General features: G+C 58.6%; 19 protein-coding genes. 14 read left to right on the forward strand and 5 right to left on the reverse strand.

Annotated elements, in window-relative coordinates; translation table 11 throughout:
* Positions 1 to 88 precede the first annotated feature (88 nt).
* From miaA to AC1P02_RS09650, 6 genes are all read left to right on the forward strand, one after another.
* Positions 89 to 1,006, forward strand: coding sequence for a tRNA (adenosine(37)-N6)-dimethylallyltransferase MiaA (miaA, locus tag AC1P02_RS09625; RefSeq protein ID WP_413166130.1), 918 nt, complete (start codon positions 89 to 91; stop codon positions 1,004 to 1,006).
* Positions 1,007 to 1,076: 70 nt separating this feature from the next.
* Entirely contained in the window at positions 1,077 to 1,340 is a 264-nt protein-coding gene (gene hfq, locus AC1P02_RS09630) for an RNA chaperone Hfq (protein WP_005311664.1), read from the forward strand.
* Between the two features lie 63 nt (positions 1,341 to 1,403).
* Positions 1,404 to 2,690, forward strand: a complete 1,287-nt coding sequence (gene hflX / locus AC1P02_RS09635; protein WP_021138373.1) for a ribosome rescue GTPase HflX — start codon at positions 1,404 to 1,406, stop codon at positions 2,688 to 2,690.
* A 92-nt stretch (positions 2,691 to 2,782) separates the two neighbouring features.
* On the forward strand, positions 2,783 to 3,931 hold the full coding sequence (hflK, locus tag AC1P02_RS09640) for an FtsH protease activity modulator HflK (RefSeq protein ID WP_005311668.1): 1,149 nt from the start codon (positions 2,783 to 2,785) through the stop codon (positions 3,929 to 3,931).
* 3 nt (positions 3,932 to 3,934) lie between these two features.
* Positions 3,935 to 4,819 carry a protease modulator HflC gene (gene hflC / locus AC1P02_RS09645; RefSeq protein WP_005311670.1) on the forward strand — a complete coding sequence of 295 codons (885 nt, stop codon included), beginning with the start codon at positions 3,935 to 3,937 and terminating at the stop codon, positions 4,817 to 4,819.
* A 99-nt stretch (positions 4,820 to 4,918) separates the two neighbouring features.
* Positions 4,919 to 5,107, forward strand: coding sequence for a DUF2065 domain-containing protein (locus tag AC1P02_RS09650; RefSeq protein ID WP_005311672.1), 189 nt, complete (start codon positions 4,919 to 4,921; stop codon positions 5,105 to 5,107).
* A 94-nt stretch (positions 5,108 to 5,201) separates the two neighbouring features.
* Here the strand turns inward: AC1P02_RS09650 and ispB are convergent, their stop codons facing one another.
* The gene (ispB, locus tag AC1P02_RS09655) at positions 5,202 to 6,173 is read right to left on the reverse strand and encodes an octaprenyl diphosphate synthase (RefSeq protein WP_408123519.1); all 972 of its coding nucleotides are present in this window, start codon (positions 6,171 to 6,173) and stop codon (positions 5,202 to 5,204) included.
* A gap of 242 nt (positions 6,174 to 6,415) precedes the next feature.
* Between ispB and rplU the strand changes: the two genes are divergently transcribed.
* The 5 genes from rplU (at position 6,416) to AC1P02_RS09680 (ending at position 12,045) form a co-directional block, all read left to right on the forward strand.
* The gene (gene rplU / locus AC1P02_RS09660; RefSeq protein WP_005304210.1) at positions 6,416 to 6,727 is read left to right on the forward strand and encodes a 50S ribosomal protein L21; all 312 of its coding nucleotides are present in this window, start codon (positions 6,416 to 6,418) and stop codon (positions 6,725 to 6,727) included.
* A 17-nt stretch (positions 6,728 to 6,744) separates the two neighbouring features.
* The gene (rpmA, locus tag AC1P02_RS09665; RefSeq protein WP_005311678.1) at positions 6,745 to 7,002 is read left to right on the forward strand and encodes a 50S ribosomal protein L27; all 258 of its coding nucleotides are present in this window, start codon (positions 6,745 to 6,747) and stop codon (positions 7,000 to 7,002) included.
* 192 nt (positions 7,003 to 7,194) lie between these two features.
* Entirely contained in the window at positions 7,195 to 8,397 is a 1,203-nt protein-coding gene (gene cgtA / locus AC1P02_RS09670) for an Obg family GTPase CgtA (protein ID WP_058393618.1), read from the forward strand.
* Between the two features lie 409 nt (positions 8,398 to 8,806).
* Positions 8,807 to 10,177 (forward strand): YjiH family protein, encoded by a 1,371-nt coding sequence (locus AC1P02_RS09675; RefSeq protein ID WP_005311682.1) that lies wholly within the window; start codon positions 8,807 to 8,809, stop codon positions 10,175 to 10,177.
* 173 nt (positions 10,178 to 10,350) lie between these two features.
* On the forward strand, positions 10,351 to 12,045 hold the full coding sequence (locus AC1P02_RS09680) for an AMP-binding protein (protein ID WP_485185179.1): 1,695 nt from the start codon (positions 10,351 to 10,353) through the stop codon (positions 12,043 to 12,045).
* 63 nt (positions 12,046 to 12,108) lie between these two features.
* Here the strand turns inward: AC1P02_RS09680 and AC1P02_RS09685 are convergent, their stop codons facing one another.
* The 3 genes from AC1P02_RS09685 to AC1P02_RS09695 form a co-directional block, all read right to left on the reverse strand.
* On the reverse strand, positions 12,109 to 12,459 hold the full coding sequence (locus tag AC1P02_RS09685; RefSeq protein ID WP_429235864.1) for a hypothetical protein: 351 nt from the start codon (positions 12,457 to 12,459) through the stop codon (positions 12,109 to 12,111).
* A 132-nt stretch (positions 12,460 to 12,591) separates the two neighbouring features.
* A complete protein-coding gene (locus tag AC1P02_RS09690; RefSeq protein ID WP_485185181.1) occupies positions 12,592 to 15,480 on the reverse strand; it encodes an HD domain-containing phosphohydrolase in 2,889 nt (962 codons plus the stop codon).
* 143 nt (positions 15,481 to 15,623) lie between these two features.
* Positions 15,624 to 16,064, reverse strand: coding sequence for a DUF1842 domain-containing protein (locus AC1P02_RS09695; RefSeq protein ID WP_005311690.1), 441 nt, complete (start codon positions 16,062 to 16,064; stop codon positions 15,624 to 15,626).
* Between the two features lie 313 nt (positions 16,065 to 16,377).
* Here AC1P02_RS09695 and AC1P02_RS09700 point away from each other — a divergent pair, with 313 nt between their 5' ends.
* The 3 genes from AC1P02_RS09700 (at position 16,378) to AC1P02_RS09710 (ending at position 18,420) form a co-directional block, all read left to right on the forward strand.
* Positions 16,378 to 17,367, forward strand: coding sequence for a luciferase-like monooxygenase (locus AC1P02_RS09700; RefSeq protein WP_059168476.1), 990 nt, complete (start codon positions 16,378 to 16,380; stop codon positions 17,365 to 17,367).
* A gap of 3 nt (positions 17,368 to 17,370) precedes the next feature.
* Positions 17,371 to 17,796: a bleomycin resistance protein gene (locus AC1P02_RS09705; RefSeq protein WP_265452235.1), complete on the forward strand. Its 426-nt coding sequence runs from the start codon at positions 17,371 to 17,373 to the stop codon at positions 17,794 to 17,796.
* A gap of 123 nt (positions 17,797 to 17,919) precedes the next feature.
* Positions 17,920 to 18,420 (forward strand): 2TM domain-containing protein, encoded by a 501-nt coding sequence (locus AC1P02_RS09710; RefSeq protein WP_021138360.1) that lies wholly within the window; start codon positions 17,920 to 17,922, stop codon positions 18,418 to 18,420.
* Between the two features lie 91 nt (positions 18,421 to 18,511).
* On the opposite strand, the gene AC1P02_RS09715 is transcribed toward AC1P02_RS09710, so the two are convergent.
* Positions 18,512 to 19,333, reverse strand: a complete 822-nt coding sequence (locus AC1P02_RS09715; RefSeq protein ID WP_265452234.1) for a symmetrical bis(5'-nucleosyl)-tetraphosphatase — start codon at positions 19,331 to 19,333, stop codon at positions 18,512 to 18,514.
* Between the last annotated feature and the right edge of the window lie 4 nt (positions 19,334 to 19,337).

Genomic DNA, 19,337 nt, shown 5'->3' on the forward strand with positions numbered 1-19,337 from the left:
GCTTGTTCCAACACACAGCCTGGCAATAAGCCCGTGATGTGCTCGCTGTGGCTGGTAAATCTGATCGAGGAATTTGAACGTGGCTGACTTGCCGAATGCAATTTTTTTGATGGGGCCAACGGCCTCCGGCAAGACGGATCTCGCCATCGCCCTGTGCCAAACCCTGCCTTGCGACATCATCAGCGTGGACTCTGCGCTTATCTATCACGGCATGGATATAGGGACTGCCAAGCCGACGGCGCAAGAGTTGGCTCTGGCTCCCCACAAGTTGATCGATATTATCGATCCTGCTCTGAGCTATTCGGCCGCCGACTTTTGCCGCGATGCCCTGCGGGAGATGAACGATATTGTCGCCCGTGGCCGCATTCCGCTGCTGGTGGGGGGCACAATGCTCTATTTCAAGGCACTGCTGGAGGGGCTTTCTCCGCTGCCATCCGCCGATCCGGCCATTCGCGCCGAGCTGGAAGAGGAGGCTGCACGCCTCGGCTGGCAGGCGCTGCACGATGAGCTGGTGCGGATCGATCCGGTTGCCGGCGCGCGCATTCATCCCAATGACCCGCAGCGTCTTAGCCGGGCCTTGGAGGTGTATCGCATCAGTGGCAAAACCCTGACCGAACTGACTCAGGTGCAGGGGGAAGGGTTGCCGTATCGGGTACACCAGTTTGCCATTGCCCCGAGCGATCGCGCCCTGTTGCACAAGCGTATCGAACAGCGCTTTGACAAGATGTTGCAAAGTGGCTTCGAGCAAGAGGTGCGTGCGCTTTATGAACGAGGCGATCTCACCCCCGACCTGCCAGCTATTCGCTGCGTTGGCTACCGCCAAATGTGGGACTACCTGGCAGGGGAAGTGGAGTATGATGAGATGCGCTATCGCGGTATTGTTGCCACCCGCCAGTTGGCCAAGCGTCAAATGACCTGGTTGCGCGGTTGGCCTGAAGTCACCTGGCTGGAATCTGGTGAGTCTGGCAATCTGGCAAGGGTCGTTGCCCGTGCCGGAGTGGCTTGACACTCCTGTATAATCAGGTTGTTATATTGATATCCGGTGTTTAAAAACAACAAACTATAAGGAAAAGAAGATGGCTAAGGGGCAATCTCTCCAAGACCCGTTTTTGAATGCGCTGCGCCGTGAGCGGATTCCTGTTTCTATTTATTTGGTGAACGGCATCAAACTGCAGGGTCAGATCGAATCGTTTGACCAGTTTGTCATTTTGCTGAAGAACACCGTGAGCCAGATGGTCTACAAGCACGCTATTTCCACCGTGGTGCCGGCCCGTGCCGTCAACCATCACCAGCACGTCCCTGGCGCAGCTGGCGAAGAACAGGGTGAAGCTGAAGCGTGATATCTCGAGGCGAGACGACTCGCCAATTCAGATTCGTCATGATTCCTGTCAAGGAGCAAGCGCTTGTTTGACCGTTATGAAGCCGGCGAACAGGCCGTTCTGGTGCACGTCAACTTCAGTGATGAGGGTGAGCGGGAGGATCTGGAAGAGCTCAAGATGTTGGTGAGCTCGGCCGGCGTCAATGCATTGGGGGTGGTGACCACCAACCGCAGTGCGCCCAGCGCCAAACTCTTTGTCGGCAGCGGCAAGGCTGAAGAGATCGCGTCCCAGGTGCAGATGCTGGGCGCAGATGTGGTGATCTTCAACCATGCCCTGACCCCTGCCCAGGAACGCAATCTGGAACGCCTGTTCCAGTGCCGTGTCGTGGACAGAACCGGCCTGATCCTGGATATCTTTGCCCAGCGCGCCCGAACCCACGAAGGCAAGTTGCAGGTCGAACTTGCCCAGTTACGCCATCTTTCTACTCGCCTTGTACGCGGCTGGACCCACCTTGAACGTCAGAAGGGCGGGATCGGTCTGCGCGGCCCGGGTGAAACCCAGCTGGAAACCGACCGCCGCCTGTTGCGTGAGCGCATCAAGGCGATTTTGCGTCGGCTCGACAAAGTGGCCAAACAGCGGGAACAGGGCCGTCGCGCCCGTAACCGCAATGAGGTACCGACCGTTTCACTGGTGGGTTACACCAACGCCGGAAAATCCACTTTGTTCAACCAACTTACAGCTGCCAGCGTGTATGCTGCCGATCAATTGTTCGCAACACTGGATCCCACCTTGCGTAAATTGGTGATCCGGGATGTGGGTGATGTGATTCTGGCGGATACAGTTGGATTTATTCGGCACTTGCCCCATGATCTGGTCGCAGCTTTCAAAGCGACGCTGCAGGAGACCCGCGAAGCGGACTTGTTGCTGCACGTGGTGGACTGTGCCGACGAACAGATGCAAGAGAATATCGATTCGGTACAGCAGGTGTTGGCCGAAATTGAGGCCGATGACAGGCCCCAGTTGATGATCTGTAACAAGATAGACAAGCTGGCGGATCGTCCGGCAGGTCTGGAGCGGGATGATGAGGGGCGCCCGGTGCGACTCTGGTTGTCTGCCCAGAGTGGTGAAGGCTGTGAATACCTGTTTACGGCCCTGACCGAGTTGCTGGCCGGATCCATGGTGCATCACACCTTGCAGTTACCCCCTTCGGCCGCCAGATTGCGAAGTGCGCTCTATCGTCTCAAAGGCATTGAGCAGGAAGGTTTCAGCGAGGAGGGGGATTTTGTGTTGCAAGTTCGCCTGCAACTGGCCGACTGGAACCGCCTCGTGAAACAGGAAGGCGAGAATTTACAACGCTTTATCAGGCATTGATTCGTCGATGAAGATGAATGTTTGCAGGCTTCATCAATGATTGATGGCCAGATAGAGTTGATATCCATCCGCTTGTATTAATGGAGATGCTGATGGCTTGGAATGAGCCTGGAAACAACGGCAAAGACCGTGACCCTTGGGGGAACAACGGCAAGAATCAGGGACCCCCTGATCTGGACGAGATGTTGCGCAAGGTAAGCCGCCGTTTTGGTGGTTTGCTGGGTGGTGGCAAGTCAGGTGGCGAGATGGGCCGTTTTGGTCTCTCTATCGCCCTGGTGGTTGCTGTGGTGGTATGGGTCGTCAGCGGCTTCTATACCATTCGCGAAGCAGAGCGGGGTGTGGTGCTGCGTTTTGGGGAGTATTCCCATAACGTGGATCCGGGCCTGCGCTGGAAACCGACCTTCATCGACCGGGTGATCCCGGTGGACGTCGAGTCTGTACGCTCGCTGCCCGCCTCCGGCTTCATGCTGACTCAGGACGAAAACGTAGTGCGTGTCGAAATGGACGTGCAGTATCGCGTGGTCGATCCCGAGCAGTATCTGTTCAGCGTCACCAATGCTGACGAGAGCCTGGGTCAGGCCACCGATAGCGCCCTGCGCTATGTCGTGGGTCACACCCGGATGGACGATGTCCTGACCACGGGTCGGGAAAAGGTCCGTCAGGAAACCTGGCAGGTGATCGACGGTATCATTGAACCGTATCAGATGGGTCTTCAGATCGTCGACGTCAACTTCCTGCCGGCTCGTCCGCCTGAAGAGGTTAAAGATGCATTCGATGATGCCATTTCCGCCCAGGAAGATGAGCAGCGTTTCATTCGTGAAGCAGAAGCCTATGCCCGTGAAGTTGAGCCAAAGGCTCGCGGCTCGGTCAAGCGTCTGGAGCAGGAAGCTGAAGGTTACAAGTCCCAGATAGTGCTGAAGGCCAAGGGTGAAGTGGCTCGCTTCAACGAGTTGCTGCCCCAGTATCAGGCCGCACCTGAATTGACCCGTGAGCGTATCTATCTGGAAACGATGGAAGAGCTCTATCAACAGGCCAACAAGGTGCTGGTTGACATGCCCGCTGGTAACAACAGCATGATCTATCTGCCGCTCGACAAGTTGTCTGGTAAAGCAACGGCAGTGCAACCGGCTCGTCCGGCTGGCACGTCAGTGGTGGAATCGACGCCGCCGTCCAACGAAGGGGCCAATTCCACACCGACCCCGCTGCGTAGCGGTGACCGTTTCAGCTCAGGGAGAAACTAATAGATGAAAAAAATAGCTATTGGTGTCATCGCTGTAGCCGCCATGGTCTGCTTCTCTTCCATCTTCATCATCGATGAAGGCCAGAAGGGGATTGTCGTCCAGTTTGGCAAGGTGAAGCGGGTTGAATCCGGCGAGCCGCGGCTTTATGAGCCCGGTTTGCACTTCAAGGTGCCGCTCATCGATCAGGTTCGCAAGATGGATGCCCGCATCCAGACTCTGGAAGGCCAGGCGGATCGTTTCGTGACCTCCGAGAAGAAAGATCTCATCATCGACTCCTACGTGAAGTGGAAGATTGAGGACTTCTCCAAGTACTACCTGGCAACGGGTGGTGGCAACAAGATCCAGGCCGAAGACCTGCTCAAGCGCAAGATCAACAACGGTCTGCGCTCCGAGATCGGTAACCGCACCATCAAGGACATAGTCTCCGGTGAGCGCAGTACCGTGATGGAAGATGCCCTGATGAAGATGGCGCGCTCCTCCGAGCTCGGCATCAAGGTAGTTGATGTGCGGATCAAGCAGATCAACCTGCCGGTGGAAGTCTCCAGCTCCATCTATCAGCGGATGCGTGCCGAGCGGACGGCCGTGGCCCGTGAGCATCGCTCCCAAGGTCGCGAGCAGGCCGAAATCCTGCGTGCCGACATCGACCGCAAGGTGACCGTCATGATCGCCGATGCCGAGAGTAATGCGCGTCAACTGCGTGGTGAAGGGGATGCTGAAGCCGCCAAGATCTATGCCGACAGCTACAAGAAAGACCCCGAGTTTTTCAGCTTCGTGCGTAGCATGGAGGCCTATCGCAAGAGTTTTGCCGGTGGCAACGACCTGATGGTACTCAAACCAGACAGCGAGTTCTTCCGCTACCTCAAGTCTCCTCACGGCACCAAGCAGTAAGAGACAAGCATAAGACCAAAGGGCCTGATGATTCAGGCCCTTTTGCTTTATGGCGCCAGACCCGCCGATACGGGCGGCTTTTTTGTGCAAGGAGAGGGGATGCTGACATCCATTTTGATGGGATTGGGGCTGCTATTGCTGTTTGAAGGGCTGGGCCCCTTGCTGATGCCCAAAGCCTGGCAACAGATGCTGCGGTTGCTGAGCGAACAGCCACCGGAACAACTGCGCCGTATCGGTGGATCTCTGGTGGTGGCGGGCGCCGTCATCCTCTGGATGCTGGGTCACTGAATCATGTGGCTGGCTCTGAGTTCCATTGCGGCGCAGACAATAAAAAAAGAGGCCCCGAGGCCTCTTTTTTTATGCAACAGCAGATGTCGCTGGCTCAGGCGCTGCGTTGTACCGCCATCTGGGCCAGGGTTTCCAGCGCCTGCTTGTGCTGGGAGTCCGGCAGGATGGCGAGAGCCTTGATTGCCTTGTCAGCCTCTTCCCTGGCACGCATGCGAGAGTACTCCAGCGCACCGGTGCGGTCGAGAATCCCGAGAATCTGGTCGAGATGTTCCATGCCGTTGCGGTGCTCGATGGCATCACGCACCAGCTGGCGCTCTTCGGGTGAGCCCACTTCCATGGCCCGCAGCAGCGGCAGGGTCGGTTTGCCTTCGGCCAGATCGTCACCGACGTTCTTGCCCATCTCATCGCTCTGGGAGCAGTAGTCCATGACGTCGTCGATGATCTGGAAGGCTGTGCCCAGATACTTGCCGTAGTCGGTCATGGCCTGCTCGATGGGCTCGGGCTGATGGGTAAGCACGGCCGCTAGGCGGGTGGCGGCCTCGAACAGTTTGGCGGTCTTGCAGTAGATGACCGTCATGTAGCTCTGTTCCGTGGTGTCCGGATCGTTGCAGTTCATCAGCTGCAACACTTCCCCCTCTGCGATGGTATTGGTGGCATCCGACAGGATCTCCATCACTCGCAGGTTGGAAAGCTCGCTCATCATCTGGAAGGAGCGGCTGTAGAGGTAGTCGCCGACCAGCACGCTGGCAGCATTGCCAAACAGCGCATTGGCGGTCTCCCGGCCACGGCGCAGATCGGATTCGTCGACCACGTCGTCGTGCAGCAGGGTAGAGGTATGAATGAATTCGATGATGGCGGCGAGTTTGAGATGATCCTGACCTTCGTATCCCAGTGCGCGGGCGGCCATCACTGTCAGCATGGGGCGCATCCGTTTCCCGCCTGCACTGACAATATAGAAACCCAGCTGGTTGATCAGGCTGACATCGGACTGAAGTCTCGCCAGGATCAGTTCATTCACCGCCGTCATGTCGGCAGCACAGAGCGCACGGATAGTCTGTTGGTCCATAAGTCTCGTAACGTGACGGCAGCAATAACTGCGGTTTTAGTAATGGCGGGGATTCTACACGATTTCACAATGGGTTACAGTTAAGCGTTTATTCACGGCGGCAGATATGCGCACAAAATAAACTTTTTGCTAAATTGGCCTTGCCTGAGCAAATCGATTTGCGTAGAATGCCGGCCCATTGTTATAGGTTTTTGCGCGTGTCTGGCCTTGAGCAAAAGACACGCCTTTACGGAGTTAATCAAATGTACGCGGTATTCCAAAGCGGCGGAAAACAACACCGTGTGGCCGAAGGTCAAATCGTTCGTCTGGAAAAGCTGAACGTTGAGACTGGCGCTACTATCGACTTCAATGAAGTTCTGATGGTTGCTGCAGGCGACACTTTTAAAGTAGGTGCTCCTTTCGTTGAAGGTGGCAAGGTTGTAGCTGAAGTTGTGGCTCACGGCCGTGGCGAGAAAGTGACTATCGTCAAGTTCCGTCGTCGTAAGCACCATCGTAAGCAAGCGGGCCACCGTCAGTGGTTCACTGAAGTCAAAATCACTGGCATCAGCGCTTAATTAGAGGAGTCCGATAAATGGCACACAAAAAAGCTGGCGGTTCATCCCGCAACGGTCGCGATTCTGAAGCTAAACGCCTTGGCGTTAAGCGTTTCGGCGGCGAAACAGTTCTGGCAGGCAGCATCATCGTTCGTCAACGTGGTACCAAGTTCCACGCTGGCACCAACGTTGGTCTGGGCACGGATCACACCCTGTACGCGAAAGCGACTGGCAAGATCCTGTTCGAAGTTAAAGGTCCGCTGAATCGTAAGTACGTTAGCATCGTTGCTGAGTAATTACGGACCGCAAGGATCCGAAGCCCCGCCAACAGGCGGGGCTTTTGTTTTTCTGACGCAGTTTACGAAAAAACGGAACGTAGATGTGCCTGGTGTTGCGCGGGGCATTCATCGCTAAGATGCGTATCGCCCGCAGGGGCCTGTACCACTATAATTGCGTATCGGTTTTTCGAATTAAGGTGACGGTTACCTATGAAGTTTGTTGATGAAGTCCAGATTCGAGTCGATGCCGGTGACGGTGGTAACGGTTGTGTGAGCTTTCGCCGTGAAAAGTACATCCCGAACGGCGGCCCGGATGGTGGTGACGGTGGTGACGGTGGCGATGTCTATCTGATTGCCGACGAAAACCTGAATACCCTGATCGACTACCGTTTCGAGCGTTTTCACGCGGCCGAGCGCGGTGAGAATGGCCAGAGCGCCAACTGTACCGGCCGTCGCGGCAAGGACAGGATACTGCGTGTGCCGGTCGGTACTCGTGCCAGCGATGAAGACACAGGCGAACTGCTGGGTGATCTGACCCACCACGGCCAGAAGCTGCTGGTTGCCAAAGGTGGCTTCCACGGTCTGGGCAACACCCGTTTCAAGAGCTCAGTCAACCGGGCGCCGCGCCAGAAGAGCAGCGGTACGCCGGGTGAAGTGCGTACTCTGAAGCTGGAACTGCTGCTGCTGGCCGATGTCGGCATGCTGGGTCTGCCCAATGCTGGCAAGTCCACCTTTATCCGTGCCGTGTCCGCCGCCCGTCCCAAGGTAGCCGATTACCCCTTCACTACTCTGGTGCCGAACCTGGGTGTGGTGCGTGGCGAGAACTCCCGCTCCTTCGTGATAGCCGACATTCCAGGTCTGATCGAAGGTGCCGCCGAAGGTGCTGGCCTGGGTATCCGCTTCCTCAAGCATCTCGAGCGCTGCCGGGTCTTGATCCACCTGGTCGATATCTGCCCGGTCGATGGCTCGGATCCTGCCGAGAACGCCGTGACTATCGTCAAGGAGCTGGAAAAGTACAGCCCTGAGCTGGCTGGCAAGCCGCGCTGGTTGGTGTTCAACAAGATGGATCTGATCCTGGAAGAAGAGGCGGTCGAAGTGATGGAGCGCGTCAAGACGGCGCTGGCCTACGAAGGCCCCGTCTACCAGATCTCCGCCATCAGCAAGGAAGGCACCAAGAAGGTGTGCTATGACATCCTGGATCTGCTGGATACCATGCCTCGTCAACTGGCGGAAGATGCCAGGGACGCCATCGAGAAGGTGGAGTTCAAGTGGGATGACTACCACAAGAACCAGCTGGCCCAAGCCGAAGCCGAAGCGCTGGCCGCCTCAATGGCCTTCGATGAAGGGCTCGATGAGGAAGACTGGGATGACGACGAAGACGACGGCGTTGAAGTCATCTATGTTCGTGACTGATCACTCTGTCCTGCCTGATCGGTGCGGCTCTTCTGCCCACCGATGAGAAAAACCGGAGCCTGGCAACAGGCTCCGGTTTTTTTATGGGGCGCATCTGGATCGATCGGATCACCACATAGATATATTTCTCATGTCACTTATTGCCTGCCAACCGCAACGGATTATACTGCGCACCTGAATGTAACCTCGTTGAAACAATGTGCTAACTATTTGTAATGAATTGATATGCGTATCTGTTTGAGGTCATTCTTATGGAAGGTTCGCCTGCAAAAATATTTATGCTTGAAATGATCCATTAAGGGCTTGTTTGTGCATTTTTTTGGAGTATTCTTGCGCCCGTTTTGTCGGGCGAGAGCATGAATATGCAAGTTGACCTGGCTAAGGAAAAGTAACATTAAGGCTGTAGACCATGCTGGAAAAGACTCTGCAAGCGCCTGCGCTCAATACTCGTCGCAACGTGCTGATGTTCCTGGTCCCGTCACTCATCGGGATCCTGCTGTTCATGACCCCCGTCATCTATGACGAGAACGTCACCATTCCGGTTGCCGTGCTGGCGAAGCTGGTGCAAACGGTATTTGCCGATTATCTGGTGGCCATGGTCAGTGCCATCATTACCACCACCATGCTGATGACGCTGATCGCCTGGTTGTTCAAGCCAGCGATCCTGGTGCGTCGCCCCTTCCTCAACAGCCTGTTCAACGTCTCCCCTTTCTGGGCCTGTGTGCGGGTACTGGGTGGCGTGTTCGTGCTGCTGACCTTCTTCAATGTGGGGCCAGAGGTGCTGCGTTCGGGTGCTACCGGCGGCCTGGTACTGCACGATCTGCTGCCTGTGCTGTTCTCGGTGTTCATCTTCGCCGGTCTGTTGTTGCCTCTGCTGCTGGATTTCGGTCTGCTGGAGTTTGTCGGCACCATGATGACCCGCATCATGCGCCCTGTGTTTCGTTTGCCGGGGCGCTCCGCCGTGGATTGCTTCGCCTCCTGGCTGGGGGATGGCAGCGTTGGCATCTTGCTGACCAGCAAGCAGTACGAAGGCAAGTTCTATACCCAGCGTGAAGCCGCCGTTATCGGCACCACCTTCTCAGCTGTCTCCATCACCTTCTGCCTGGTGGTGATCTCCCAGGTGAAGCTGGAGCATATGTTCGTTCCCTTCTACCTGACTGTCTGTCTGGCGGGTGTGGTCGCCGCCATAGTGGTGCCGCGCCTGCCGCCGCTCTCCTGGAAGAAGGACATTTATGCCGATGGCACGCCCCTGTGCCGCAAGCAGGAGTCAGTGCCCCATCAGCACAGCGTGATGAGCTATGGCTTAGAGCGGGCGCTGACCAAGGCTGACAGCATGACCGATCTTGGTGCGGTCGCGCGGGAAGGGGTGAAGAATGCGCTGGACATGGTGTTTGGCGTGTTGCCGGTGGTGATGGCGATCGGCACCTGTGCCCTGATGCTGGCCGAGCACACCCCCATCTTCAACTGGCTGGGTGCGCCATTTGTTCCCTTGCTGGAGCTGCTGCAACTGCCGGAGGCCGAGGCCGCCTCCAAGACCATCATGGTCGGCTTTGCCGACATGTTCATCCCGGCCGTGCTGGCCTCGACCATAGAGAGCGACATCACCCGCTTCGTGATTGCCGCCATGTCGGTCACCCAGCTCATCTATATGTCGGAAGTGGGCGCCCTGCTGCTGGGCAGCAAGATCCCGGTCAAGCTGTGGGAGCTGTTTGTCATCTTCCTGCTGCGCACCCTGGTGACCCTGCCGGTCATTGCCGGTGTGGCGCATCTGCTGTTCTAAGGCAAGAGTCTGGGATTTAAAACGGTCAACTTGGGTTGGCCGTTTTTTATGGTGAGTATTAGACCAAAGTGAGTCTTTTTAATGGGTGGTTTTTACATTAACGTAACAAGCTGAAAAAAGCGTGCCAGCCGAGCAGTAGGCAATATCCATCGAATGTGGCCAGGAGTCACCCCATGACCTCACTGCTCAGCTACCGGGCCGGTCCTTGCGACCAGCCCTTGCTTCACCAGACCATTGGCGAGTATCTGCAAGAGATAGCCGAACGTTTCCCCGACCGCCCCGCCGTTGTAGTGCGTCACCAGCAGATCCGCTGGAACTACCGTGAATACCTCATCCAGATAGACAGGCTGGCACTGGGCTTGCTAGCGCTCGGCATCCAGCCGGGGGACAGGGTCGGCATCTGGTCGCCAAACAACATAGAGTGGTGCCTGGTGCAGTTCGCTACGGCCCGCATCGGCGCCATCATGGTCTGCATCAACCCAGCGTATCGCAACTACGAGCTGGAGTTTGCCATCAACAATGTGGGTTGCCGCGCCCTCATCTGTGCCAGTGCCTTCAAGGGTAGCGACTACCTCGCCATGCTCAATGAGCTGGCCCCCGAGCTGGCAAGCTCGCCGCCGGGGCAGCTGGTCAGCGCCCGCTTGCAGAGCCTGGAAATGGTGATCCGGCTCGGGGAGGCGCAAACGCCGGGTATGCTGAACTTCAGCGCCGTGCAGGCCCTGGGGGATGCGCAGGATCCGGCCTGGCTTGCCCGGGTGGCGGCTACCCTCAAACCGGATGATGCCATCAATATCCAGTTCACCTCGGGTACCACGGGCAGCCCCAAGGGCGCGACCCTGAGCCATGGCAACATACTCAACAACGGCCGGCAGGTGGCGCGGGGCATGGCGTTCAGCGAGCAGGACAGGCTCTGCATACCCGTGCCGCTCTATCATTGTTTTGGCATGGTGCTTGGCAATCTGGTGTGCATCAGCGTGGGGGCCTGCGCCCTGTTTCCATCGGAAGCGTTCGATCCTGTGGCGACCCTGCAGACGGTGAGTGAGGAGCGTTGCACCGCCTTGCATGGCGTGCCAACCATGTTTATCGCCGAGCTGGATCTACCCGGCTTTGCTGAGTTTGATCTCTCCTCCCTGCGCACCGGCATCATGGCAGGAGCTATCTGCCCCGAGCCCTTGATGCGCAAGGTGCAGACTCTGATGCACATGACAGAGGTGACCATCGCCTACGGCCAGACCGAGTGCAGCCCCATCAACCACATGACCGCCATCGATGCGCCGCTGGACAAGCGCGTCACCACGGTGGGCCGCGCCCTTGACCACACCGAGATCAAGCTGATTGACCCGAGCGGTGAATTGGTGGCCATTGGCGAGCGGGGTGAGATCTGCTGCCGCAGCAAGGGGGTCATGCAGGGTTACTGGCAGGACCCGGTCAAGACGGCGGAAACCATAGATGATGAAGGCTGGTTGCACTCGGGTGATATCGGCATCATGGATGAAGAGGGCTATGTGCAGATAGTGGGGCGCAGCAAGGAGCTGATCATCCGCGGCGGCGAGAACATCTATCCCCGCGAGATAGAGGATCGGCTCTACGATCATCCTGCGGTGCAGGATGCCGCCGTGTTCGGTGTCGACAGCGAGCGTTACGGGGAGGAGGTGTGTGCCTGGGTCAAGCTGAGGCCGGATCAGATGGTCAGCGAGGAGGAGATCAAGCACTTCCTCTCGGCCCGCATCGCCTACTTCAAGGTGCCAAGATACATACATTTCGTGGAGGAGTACCCCATGACGGTGACCGGCAAGCTGCAGAAGTTCAAGATGCGGGAGGCTATGACCCGCGAGCTGGCCCGCCAGCATGCCGAGGCGACGCGCTGAGGTGGTGTTACCGCGATGAGAAAAGGGCCTGCGTGCCCTTTGTTCGTTGTTGCCAGCAGGCTGCTAGCGCGGCGTGATGCTCACATCCGTGGGGCACTGAATGGTCAACGAATGGACCGTACTGGCGATGCGGTGGGGTGTGCCCGCCTTGTATATTTTCTTCTCTTCGTCATAGCTGCCCGTTGTGTACTGGGTGGAGTAGAGCGTTTGCTGACGACGATCCGTCTCCTTGTAGCCCTGGGGGCAGGTCTGGTTGGCCTGCTGGAAGCAGGCCGTCATGCTGCTGCACTCGATATAGAAACCCCGCTGGCTGGCATCGGCCAGATGGACAGGGGTAACGGTGGGCGGGGGTGGCGACAACAGGGAGCAGCCGGACAGCGCCAGCGCGCCCAGCATGATGAGATGTTTTGACATAAATAACCTGAACCATGTGGTGTGATAAAGAGTGAGGGGGAGTCTTTTGCTCCCCCTTCGCTGTAGGGCACAGTTATAACCAAGCGGGCCTGCCCAAACCAGCATACAAATGTAAGAAAATATGAACCCTGTCTATGCCTGTGTGGCCAGCAGAGCCTCTTCATCCACCTGGTCCAGCTGTTCCGGCGCCAGGAAACGCTCAGCATAGTCGCGCCAGATACCACTGCTGACGAACAGGGCAAACAGCGCCGGGTCTATGTGCTGCTCACGCACCATGTTCTGCATGATGGCCAGGGATTGAGCCACCGTCTTGCCCGACTTGTAGGGGCGATCGCTGGCGGTCAGCGCCTCGAAGATGTCGGCGATGGCCATGATGCGGGCCGGGATGCTCATCTGTTGCCCCAGCAACTGGCGGGGGTAACCCTTGCCGTCCATGCGCTCATGATGTCCACCGGCGATCTCGGGCACATTGCGCAAATGGCGCGGGAAGGGGAGCCGCTCCAGCATGCGGATGGTCTGGATGATGTGCTCGTTGATCTTGTAGCGCTCCTCTTCTGTGAGGGTGCCGCGGCCGATGGCCAGGTTGTAACGTTCTCCACGGTTGTAGAGATAGGTCGGCACCCTGACCTTGAAGCCCCAGGGATTGCGCTCATCCAGGCTGTCGTGGACGGGGCGGGGTATGAGGTGGACTGTCTTGTCAGCCAGCAGTGGCTCGACACAGGGCAAATGGGGGGCCGGTTCGTTCTGGTGCTGCTTGAGTTCCTCCCGGCTGATGCCGAGCCTATCGTCCAGGGTGCGCAACCAGGTGCGGTTGGCGATGGCATCGAGCCGTGTCAGCTTCTCCGGTGCCATCCATTCCCCGCCCAGGTTGCACTCGGCGACGAAGGCGAACTCCTGATCCAGGGTGCTCCAGCGTGGTGCCACCTCCGCTCTTGCCGCTTCCCGTTCTGACGCCGGCAGACGGGCCGCCAGCACCTCGATATAGGCGTCGCGTTTGAGCACTTCGAAGCGGGTGCGGATCTCGTGGATCCGATCGTAGATAGTCTCCAGCTTGGTGGCCTTGTCGACCACAAACTCCGGCGTGGTGACCTTGCCGCAGTCGTGCAGCCAGCTCGCGATGTGAATGGCCTCCCACTCCTCTTCATTGAGCCGAAAGTCGGCGAAGGGGCCCTGCTGCTGGGCACAGGCCGCTTCGGTCAGCATCCGGGTCAATTCGGGTACCCGCTGGCAGTGGCCACCCGTGTAGGGACTCTTGGCATCGATGGCCCCTGCCATCAGTTCGATAAAGGACTCCAGCAGCTGTTTCTGCTCCTCCAGCAGGCGCTGGTTCTCGATGGCGGAAGCAGACGTGCCTGCCAGCGCCTCGATCAGGCTGATGCGCGAGGCCAGTTCGCGCGCAGAGCAGCCGGGCAGGATCAACAGCAGGCAGCCGATCAGCTCCTGTCTATGATTGCACAGTGGCTCGGCGACCAGCTGGCAAGGGCCAGGGAAAGGACCCCAGCTCGCCAGATGTTGCTGCCAGCCCCGTTCGTCGACGGCCAGGGTGAGCCGCTCGCCATGAGCCAGCTTGCCGAGCAGCGCCTCCTGCCAGGGGGCTTGGGCGGCAGGCAGAGGCTGTTGCCGCCAGAGCGCCTGGACGGCAACCATGCTCTGCTCTTGCGCCAGGTAGAGGCAGCCCCCCTCGGCCTGTACGGCGGCAATGGTCTCGTGCAGTATGCGGCTGAGCAGGGAGTCGAAGCGGTGTTCCGCCGCCAGTGCCCGGCCCATGTTCATAAAGTTGCCCAGGGTCAGTCGCATGCCGGACATGGTACGGGCCAGATCGTCGATCTCGCGGATCGCCGATTCCGGCACCCGGCTCTCGCCGAAGTCGAAGTGCTGGATCCGCTCCGCCTCTTGAGTCAGGGCCAGCAGGGGGGTCGCGGTGCGGCGGGAGACCAGCCAGATCACCGGCAACAGCAGCAGCAAACCTGCCAGTGCCCAGCCGAGGTTGATCAGCGCTTCGTTGCGAGCCTGCTGGTAGAGCAGGTCGGCTGAGACCAGCAAGGCGATATAAAAGGGGGATCCCTCGCCGAGGGGAGAGAGATTGACCAGCCAGTCACTCTGATCGGTGGCGGTCAGATTCAGCTCCACCGGGCTGCTCAGCAAGGCGGGTTGACTGGTGACCTGTTGCTGCAGCTGGGTCAGCACGGGATGAGACAGCGCCGACAGCAGGGGCAGCTGGCTCAGTTGCTCGAAGCTGGGAAGCTGTTTGGGATCCGTGGCAAGCAGAGTGGCATATTCGTCGAACAGAACCACCTGACTCTGCTCTGGCAACCGCAGTTCACCGATCAGGGCCGACAGTCCCTCGACGCTGGTATCCAGCCCGATCACCGCCCTTCTGTTGTCGCTTTCCACCGCCAGCGTCATGCCTGGCTCCTTGGTGGTAAAGAAGAGATAGGGGTGGGTGGTGGCGATGCCTGAACGCCAGCGTGCCTGCTTGTACCAGTCACGGCTGCGGGGATCAAACTGGTATTGAGGCATGGCCCGGCGCTCGAGCAGGGTCAGCCGCTGGTCGAAGTAGAGAAACTCGCCCTTGCCCTGGTGCAGGCTCTGCACCAGCAAGGTGCTGGCCGCTGGGACCCTGTCCAGTTGGGCTCGGGCCCGCTCGGTCAACTTGCGCACTAGGAAGAAATCACCATCCGCGTAGCCTGCATAGACGGCGCCATAACTGGGGCTGTTGGCCAGCACCTCTGCCAGTTGTGGCAGGTAGCCGAGCCGGGCATCCAGACTGTTCATGGCCGCCAGCTGACCGCTGCGCAGCAGGCTGAGGGACATGCGGGCCGGCCGCTCGTTCAATTGAAGGGCGAGGGCGAGCTGCTCCCGGTATTGCAGGAAATTTTGCCGCTCATGCTCCAGCCCCTGTTGTGCCGCTTGCTGGAATTGCAATGCGATAAGGGCGCTGCCCAGCAGGGTAAACAGCAGGATGAAGAGGGTGGCGATATGCACATAGAAGGGTTTACGACCTGGCCTGGCACTTGTCATGGACACATCCTTGTCACACGGGCGATTGCAGAGACGATCTACTATCAGTGTGCCAACAGGATGACAGAAAACACAATAACCCGTTCAGATATATCAGGATATGGCATAAACGTGACGGCCCCATCGGGGCCGTCTTGAGGGGATCAAGCCAGTACTGCGGCGGGTACCAGGGTGACGGGGGCGTCTTTCACCTCGTGCCACACCTGATGATTGTCCTGATATTTGTAGTTGGCCGTGCCTGATTTCCAGTCTTCCCCGAGTACCATGCGCAGCTCGAAGTTGGGCTGGATCACCGGCCCGATCCCGCCGCTCTGGGGCCATTTGATAATGGGGTAGCCCTGCGCAGTCACCAGGATATGGCACTGCTTGGGCATGACGCACATATAGGTGTATTGGCCTTTCAGTTCGGAGGCCATGTCCAGCGGTGGATTGGTTGCCTGGGTCAGATGGGCGACGCCATTGACTGTCTCCCCTGGCGTATAGACTGCCAGGTTCAGGTGCAGCAGTTGCGCCCCCGGCATGGCTTTGCCGATCTCGAAAGAGGCGAGGAAGAGGCCGGTCTTGGTGTCTGTGATTGCATTCATGCCTGTATTCTCCTGCAAGAAGAGGGGGTTGGTTGAGCTCACAACCAGACAATGAGCCACAGCATGCTAGCGCTTGCGGTCAGAGCGGGTAACTGTGGATATTGTCACTTGACGCTCTGCCCGGGCTGGCATGGCGCCATCTGCACCCCCGGCAAGGCAGGAGGCTCAGGGAACTCAGGAGGTGCGGTGATTTCGATTATCGGTTGCCAGCAAAGAGCCAGGGTCAATTCGTTGGCCTGGCGCGTGATTCGTTCAGGTATCCCGTGCTACATTGCCTCCCTTGTTACTGGTCTGTAAATCAATGGAGTGACCCATGTCTGCCATCCCCTATTCAGTGCTCGATCTGGTCCCCGTGCCCGAAGGCTCCCACCCGGCCGAGTCATTTCGCCGTTCGCTGGACCTGGCCCAGCATGCCGAGCGCTGGGGGTATCAGCGTTACTGGCTGGCGGAGCATCACAACATGCCGGGCATCGCCAGTGCCGCCACCGCTGTACTGATCGGTCATCTGGCGGGGGGCACCAAGACCCTGCGACTGGGCGCCGGCGGCATCATGCTGCCGAACCATGCACCGCTGGTGATTGCCGAGCAGTTTGGCACCTTGGCTTCGCTTTACCCTGATCGCATCGATCTTGGGCTGGGTCGTGCCCCCGGCACGGATCAGCGCACCATGCAGGCACTGCGACGTCAGCGCAGCGGCGACGTGGATGAGTTTCCGGCAGATGTGCGTGAGTTGATGAGTTATTTCGGTGACGAGACAGGGGCGGTACAGGCCGTGCCGGGCCAGGGGCTGCATCTGCCCATCTGGCTGCTGGGTTCCAGCCTTTACAGTGCCCAGCTTGCCGCTTCTATGGGGCTGCCGTTTGGTTTTGCCTCCCACTTTGCTCCCGGCCTGTTGTTGCAGGCGCTGGAGATCTACCGTGCCCAGTACCGCCCCTCGGTGCGCTGGCCCAAGCCCTATGCCGTGGTCTGCATCAACATGATCGCCGCCGACAGCGAGCGGGAGGCCCGTTTCCAGTTCACTACTGTGCAGCAACAGTTCCTGCGTCTCTACCGGGGTGACGCTGGCAAGCTGCCCGCACCTGTGGCCGGGCTGGGGGAAGAGTGGTCACCCCGTGAGCTGATGGCGATGGAGCAGACCCTGGCCCGCTCACTGGTGGGAGATCGCGATCAGGTGCGTCACGGACTCAAGGCGCTGCTGGCCGAGACGGGTGCCGATGAGCTGATGTTCAACGGCCCCATCGTCGATCAGGGGGCGCGGCTGCGCTCGTTCGAGATCGCGGCCGAGCTGATGCAGAGCCTGTGATCCATGGATGAGGTCTACTGGAACCCCATGGTGCCCGAGCTGTCGGTGACCAACCTGGCAGCTTCCTTGCCTTTCTATACCGGGCTATTGGGGTTTGCTGTTCGCTATCAGCGCGACGATCCCCCCTTCGCCTATCTGGAGCAGCAACAGGTACAGTTGATGCTGGAACAGATCCATCCGGCAGGATGGCTGACCGGTGTGCTGGAGCCTCCGCTGGGACGCGGCATAAATTTGCAGATGGAGCTGACCGACATCCAGCCCCTGCTCGCTCGGCTGGCGCTGGCCGGGGTGGCGCTCTATCGACCACTGCGTGAATCCTGGTATCCGGTGGGAAATATGAGCTCGGGTCAGCGGGAGTTTCTGGTACAGGACCCCGACGGTTATCTGCTGCGGTTCGTCCAGCATCTGGGCGAACGACCGGCTTTCTGATCCAGGATTACATCTAATCCATTGATTTTAAACAATAGTCAGGTTGATGTCGGCCATCTGTCGTGTCACCTTTCTTTGCGCTGGCCCTATGCTGGCCCTGTCTACCACCACTAGGAGCTCATGATGATCGTCAGGAAGTTGAGATTGCAACGGGGTTGGTCACAGGATCAGTTGGCGACCCTGACTGGCTTGAGTGTTCGCACCATACAGCGGATCGAACAGGGTCAGCAGCCTGGACTGGAATCTCTCAAGGCCCTGGCCTCCGTCTTTGAACTTGATGTGGCTCAACTGGATGGGACACAACAACAGGAGCGCGAGATGAGAGGGAATGAAACTATGGGTCAGGACAGGGTGCAGGTGTCGGCAGAGGAGCGGGCCGCCATGGGGTATGTGGAGGGGCTCAAAGGCTTCTACTACCACATTTTCAGCTATGTGCTGGTGATCTGCGGGCTGTTTGTCATCAACTACCTCAGCAACCCGGACTATATCTGGGCCTGGTGGCCGGCGCTGGGGTGGGGTCTGGGGCTGATCTCCCATGCCATCAACCTGTTCCAGCCCTTCAAGCTGTTTGGTCCGGAATGGGAGCGACGCCAGATCGAGAAGCGACTGGGGCGCAAGCTGTAACTCATTGGTGCGAATAGAACAAAGCCCGGCAACTTGCCGGGCTTTGTTCTTGTGTAACGCGACAGAGTGGGGTTCTCGCCACTCTTTCCCCTTACTTGGCGTGAGTGGGGCAGGGCGTCGCTATCAGGGCATCGTCTTCATAACGCCACAGGGTGAGACTGTTGCCCCACACGCAGCCGGTGTCGAGCGCCTTGATGTCGTTCCTGCCTGTGTTGCCCATCAGGGCCGCCCAGTGGCCGAACACCAGTATGGGGTCATCCATATGGTGCTCGCGCTGCTCGAACCAGGGGCGCAGGCCGGGAGTAGACTCTGTGGGGCCTTTCTTGCACTTGAACTCGAGTCGGCCATCGAAATAGCAGAAGCGCATCCGGGTGAAGGTGTTGATGATGTAGCGGTAACGCTCGATACCTACCAGATCTTCACTCCAGCCATCGGGCAGATCGCCATACATGTTGTGCAACAACCAGCTGTACTGATCGCCGCGCAGCAGACTCTCCACTTCGCGGGCACAGTTGCGTGCCGTTCGGGCGTCCCAGGCGGGGGAGATACCGGCATGCACCATCATGATGGGCAGATCCGGGTGCTCCGCCAGCAGGGGGCGATGGCGCAACCACGTCAGCAGCTCGTCCCGATCCGGCGCTTCCATCAGGGCTTGCAGCTTGTCTTTCTTCTTGAGCGGCGCAACGCCATCGGCGACCGCCAGCAGGTGAAGGTCGTGGTTGCCGAGCACTGTGACGGCCCGCTGGCCCAGCGACTTGACGTAGCGCAGTGTCTTCAGGGAGTCCGGGCCGCGGGCGACCAGGTCGCCACAGAGCCAGAGCACGTCCTTGGCTGGATCGAACTTTGCGAGATCCAGCAGACGACGCAAGTCGTCATAACAGCCCTGGATATCGCCAACAAAACAGTTCGCCATGAAA

The organism is Aeromonas sp. TS_SC_11 (genome assembly GCF_057318915.1).

Coding starts and splice junctions, on each gene's coding strand:
- hflK (WP_005311668.1), top strand. CDS start 2,783: ATGGCTTGGAATGAGCCTGGAAACAACGGCAAAGACCGTGACCCTTGG.
- rpmA (WP_005311678.1), top strand. CDS start 6,745: ATGGCACACAAAAAAGCTGGCGGTTCATCCCGCAACGGTCGCGATTCT.
- AC1P02_RS09690 (WP_485185181.1), bottom strand. CDS start 15,480: ATGACAAGTGCCAGGCCAGGTCGTAAACCCTTCTATGTGCATATCGCC.
- rplU (WP_005304210.1), top strand. CDS start 6,416: ATGTACGCGGTATTCCAAAGCGGCGGAAAACAACACCGTGTGGCCGAA.
- AC1P02_RS09650 (WP_005311672.1), top strand. CDS start 4,919: ATGCTGACATCCATTTTGATGGGATTGGGGCTGCTATTGCTGTTTGAA.
- AC1P02_RS09705 (WP_265452235.1), top strand. CDS start 17,371: ATGGATGAGGTCTACTGGAACCCCATGGTGCCCGAGCTGTCGGTGACC.
- AC1P02_RS09680 (WP_485185179.1), top strand. CDS start 10,351: ATGACCTCACTGCTCAGCTACCGGGCCGGTCCTTGCGACCAGCCCTTG.
- AC1P02_RS09715 (WP_265452234.1), bottom strand. CDS start 19,333: ATGGCGAACTGTTTTGTTGGCGATATCCAGGGCTGTTATGACGACTTG.
- AC1P02_RS09700 (WP_059168476.1), top strand. CDS start 16,378: ATGTCTGCCATCCCCTATTCAGTGCTCGATCTGGTCCCCGTGCCCGAA.
- ispB (WP_408123519.1), bottom strand. CDS start 6,173: ATGGACCAACAGACTATCCGTGCGCTCTGTGCTGCCGACATGACGGCG.
- hfq (WP_005311664.1), top strand. CDS start 1,077: ATGGCTAAGGGGCAATCTCTCCAAGACCCGTTTTTGAATGCGCTGCGC.
- AC1P02_RS09675 (WP_005311682.1), top strand. CDS start 8,807: ATGCTGGAAAAGACTCTGCAAGCGCCTGCGCTCAATACTCGTCGCAAC.
- cgtA (WP_058393618.1), top strand. CDS start 7,195: ATGAAGTTTGTTGATGAAGTCCAGATTCGAGTCGATGCCGGTGACGGT.
- hflC (WP_005311670.1), top strand. CDS start 3,935: ATGAAAAAAATAGCTATTGGTGTCATCGCTGTAGCCGCCATGGTCTGC.
- AC1P02_RS09710 (WP_021138360.1), top strand. CDS start 17,920: ATGATCGTCAGGAAGTTGAGATTGCAACGGGGTTGGTCACAGGATCAG.
- AC1P02_RS09685 (WP_429235864.1), bottom strand. CDS start 12,459: ATGTCAAAACATCTCATCATGCTGGGCGCGCTGGCGCTGTCCGGCTGC.
- AC1P02_RS09695 (WP_005311690.1), bottom strand. CDS start 16,064: ATGAATGCAATCACAGACACCAAGACCGGCCTCTTCCTCGCCTCTTTC.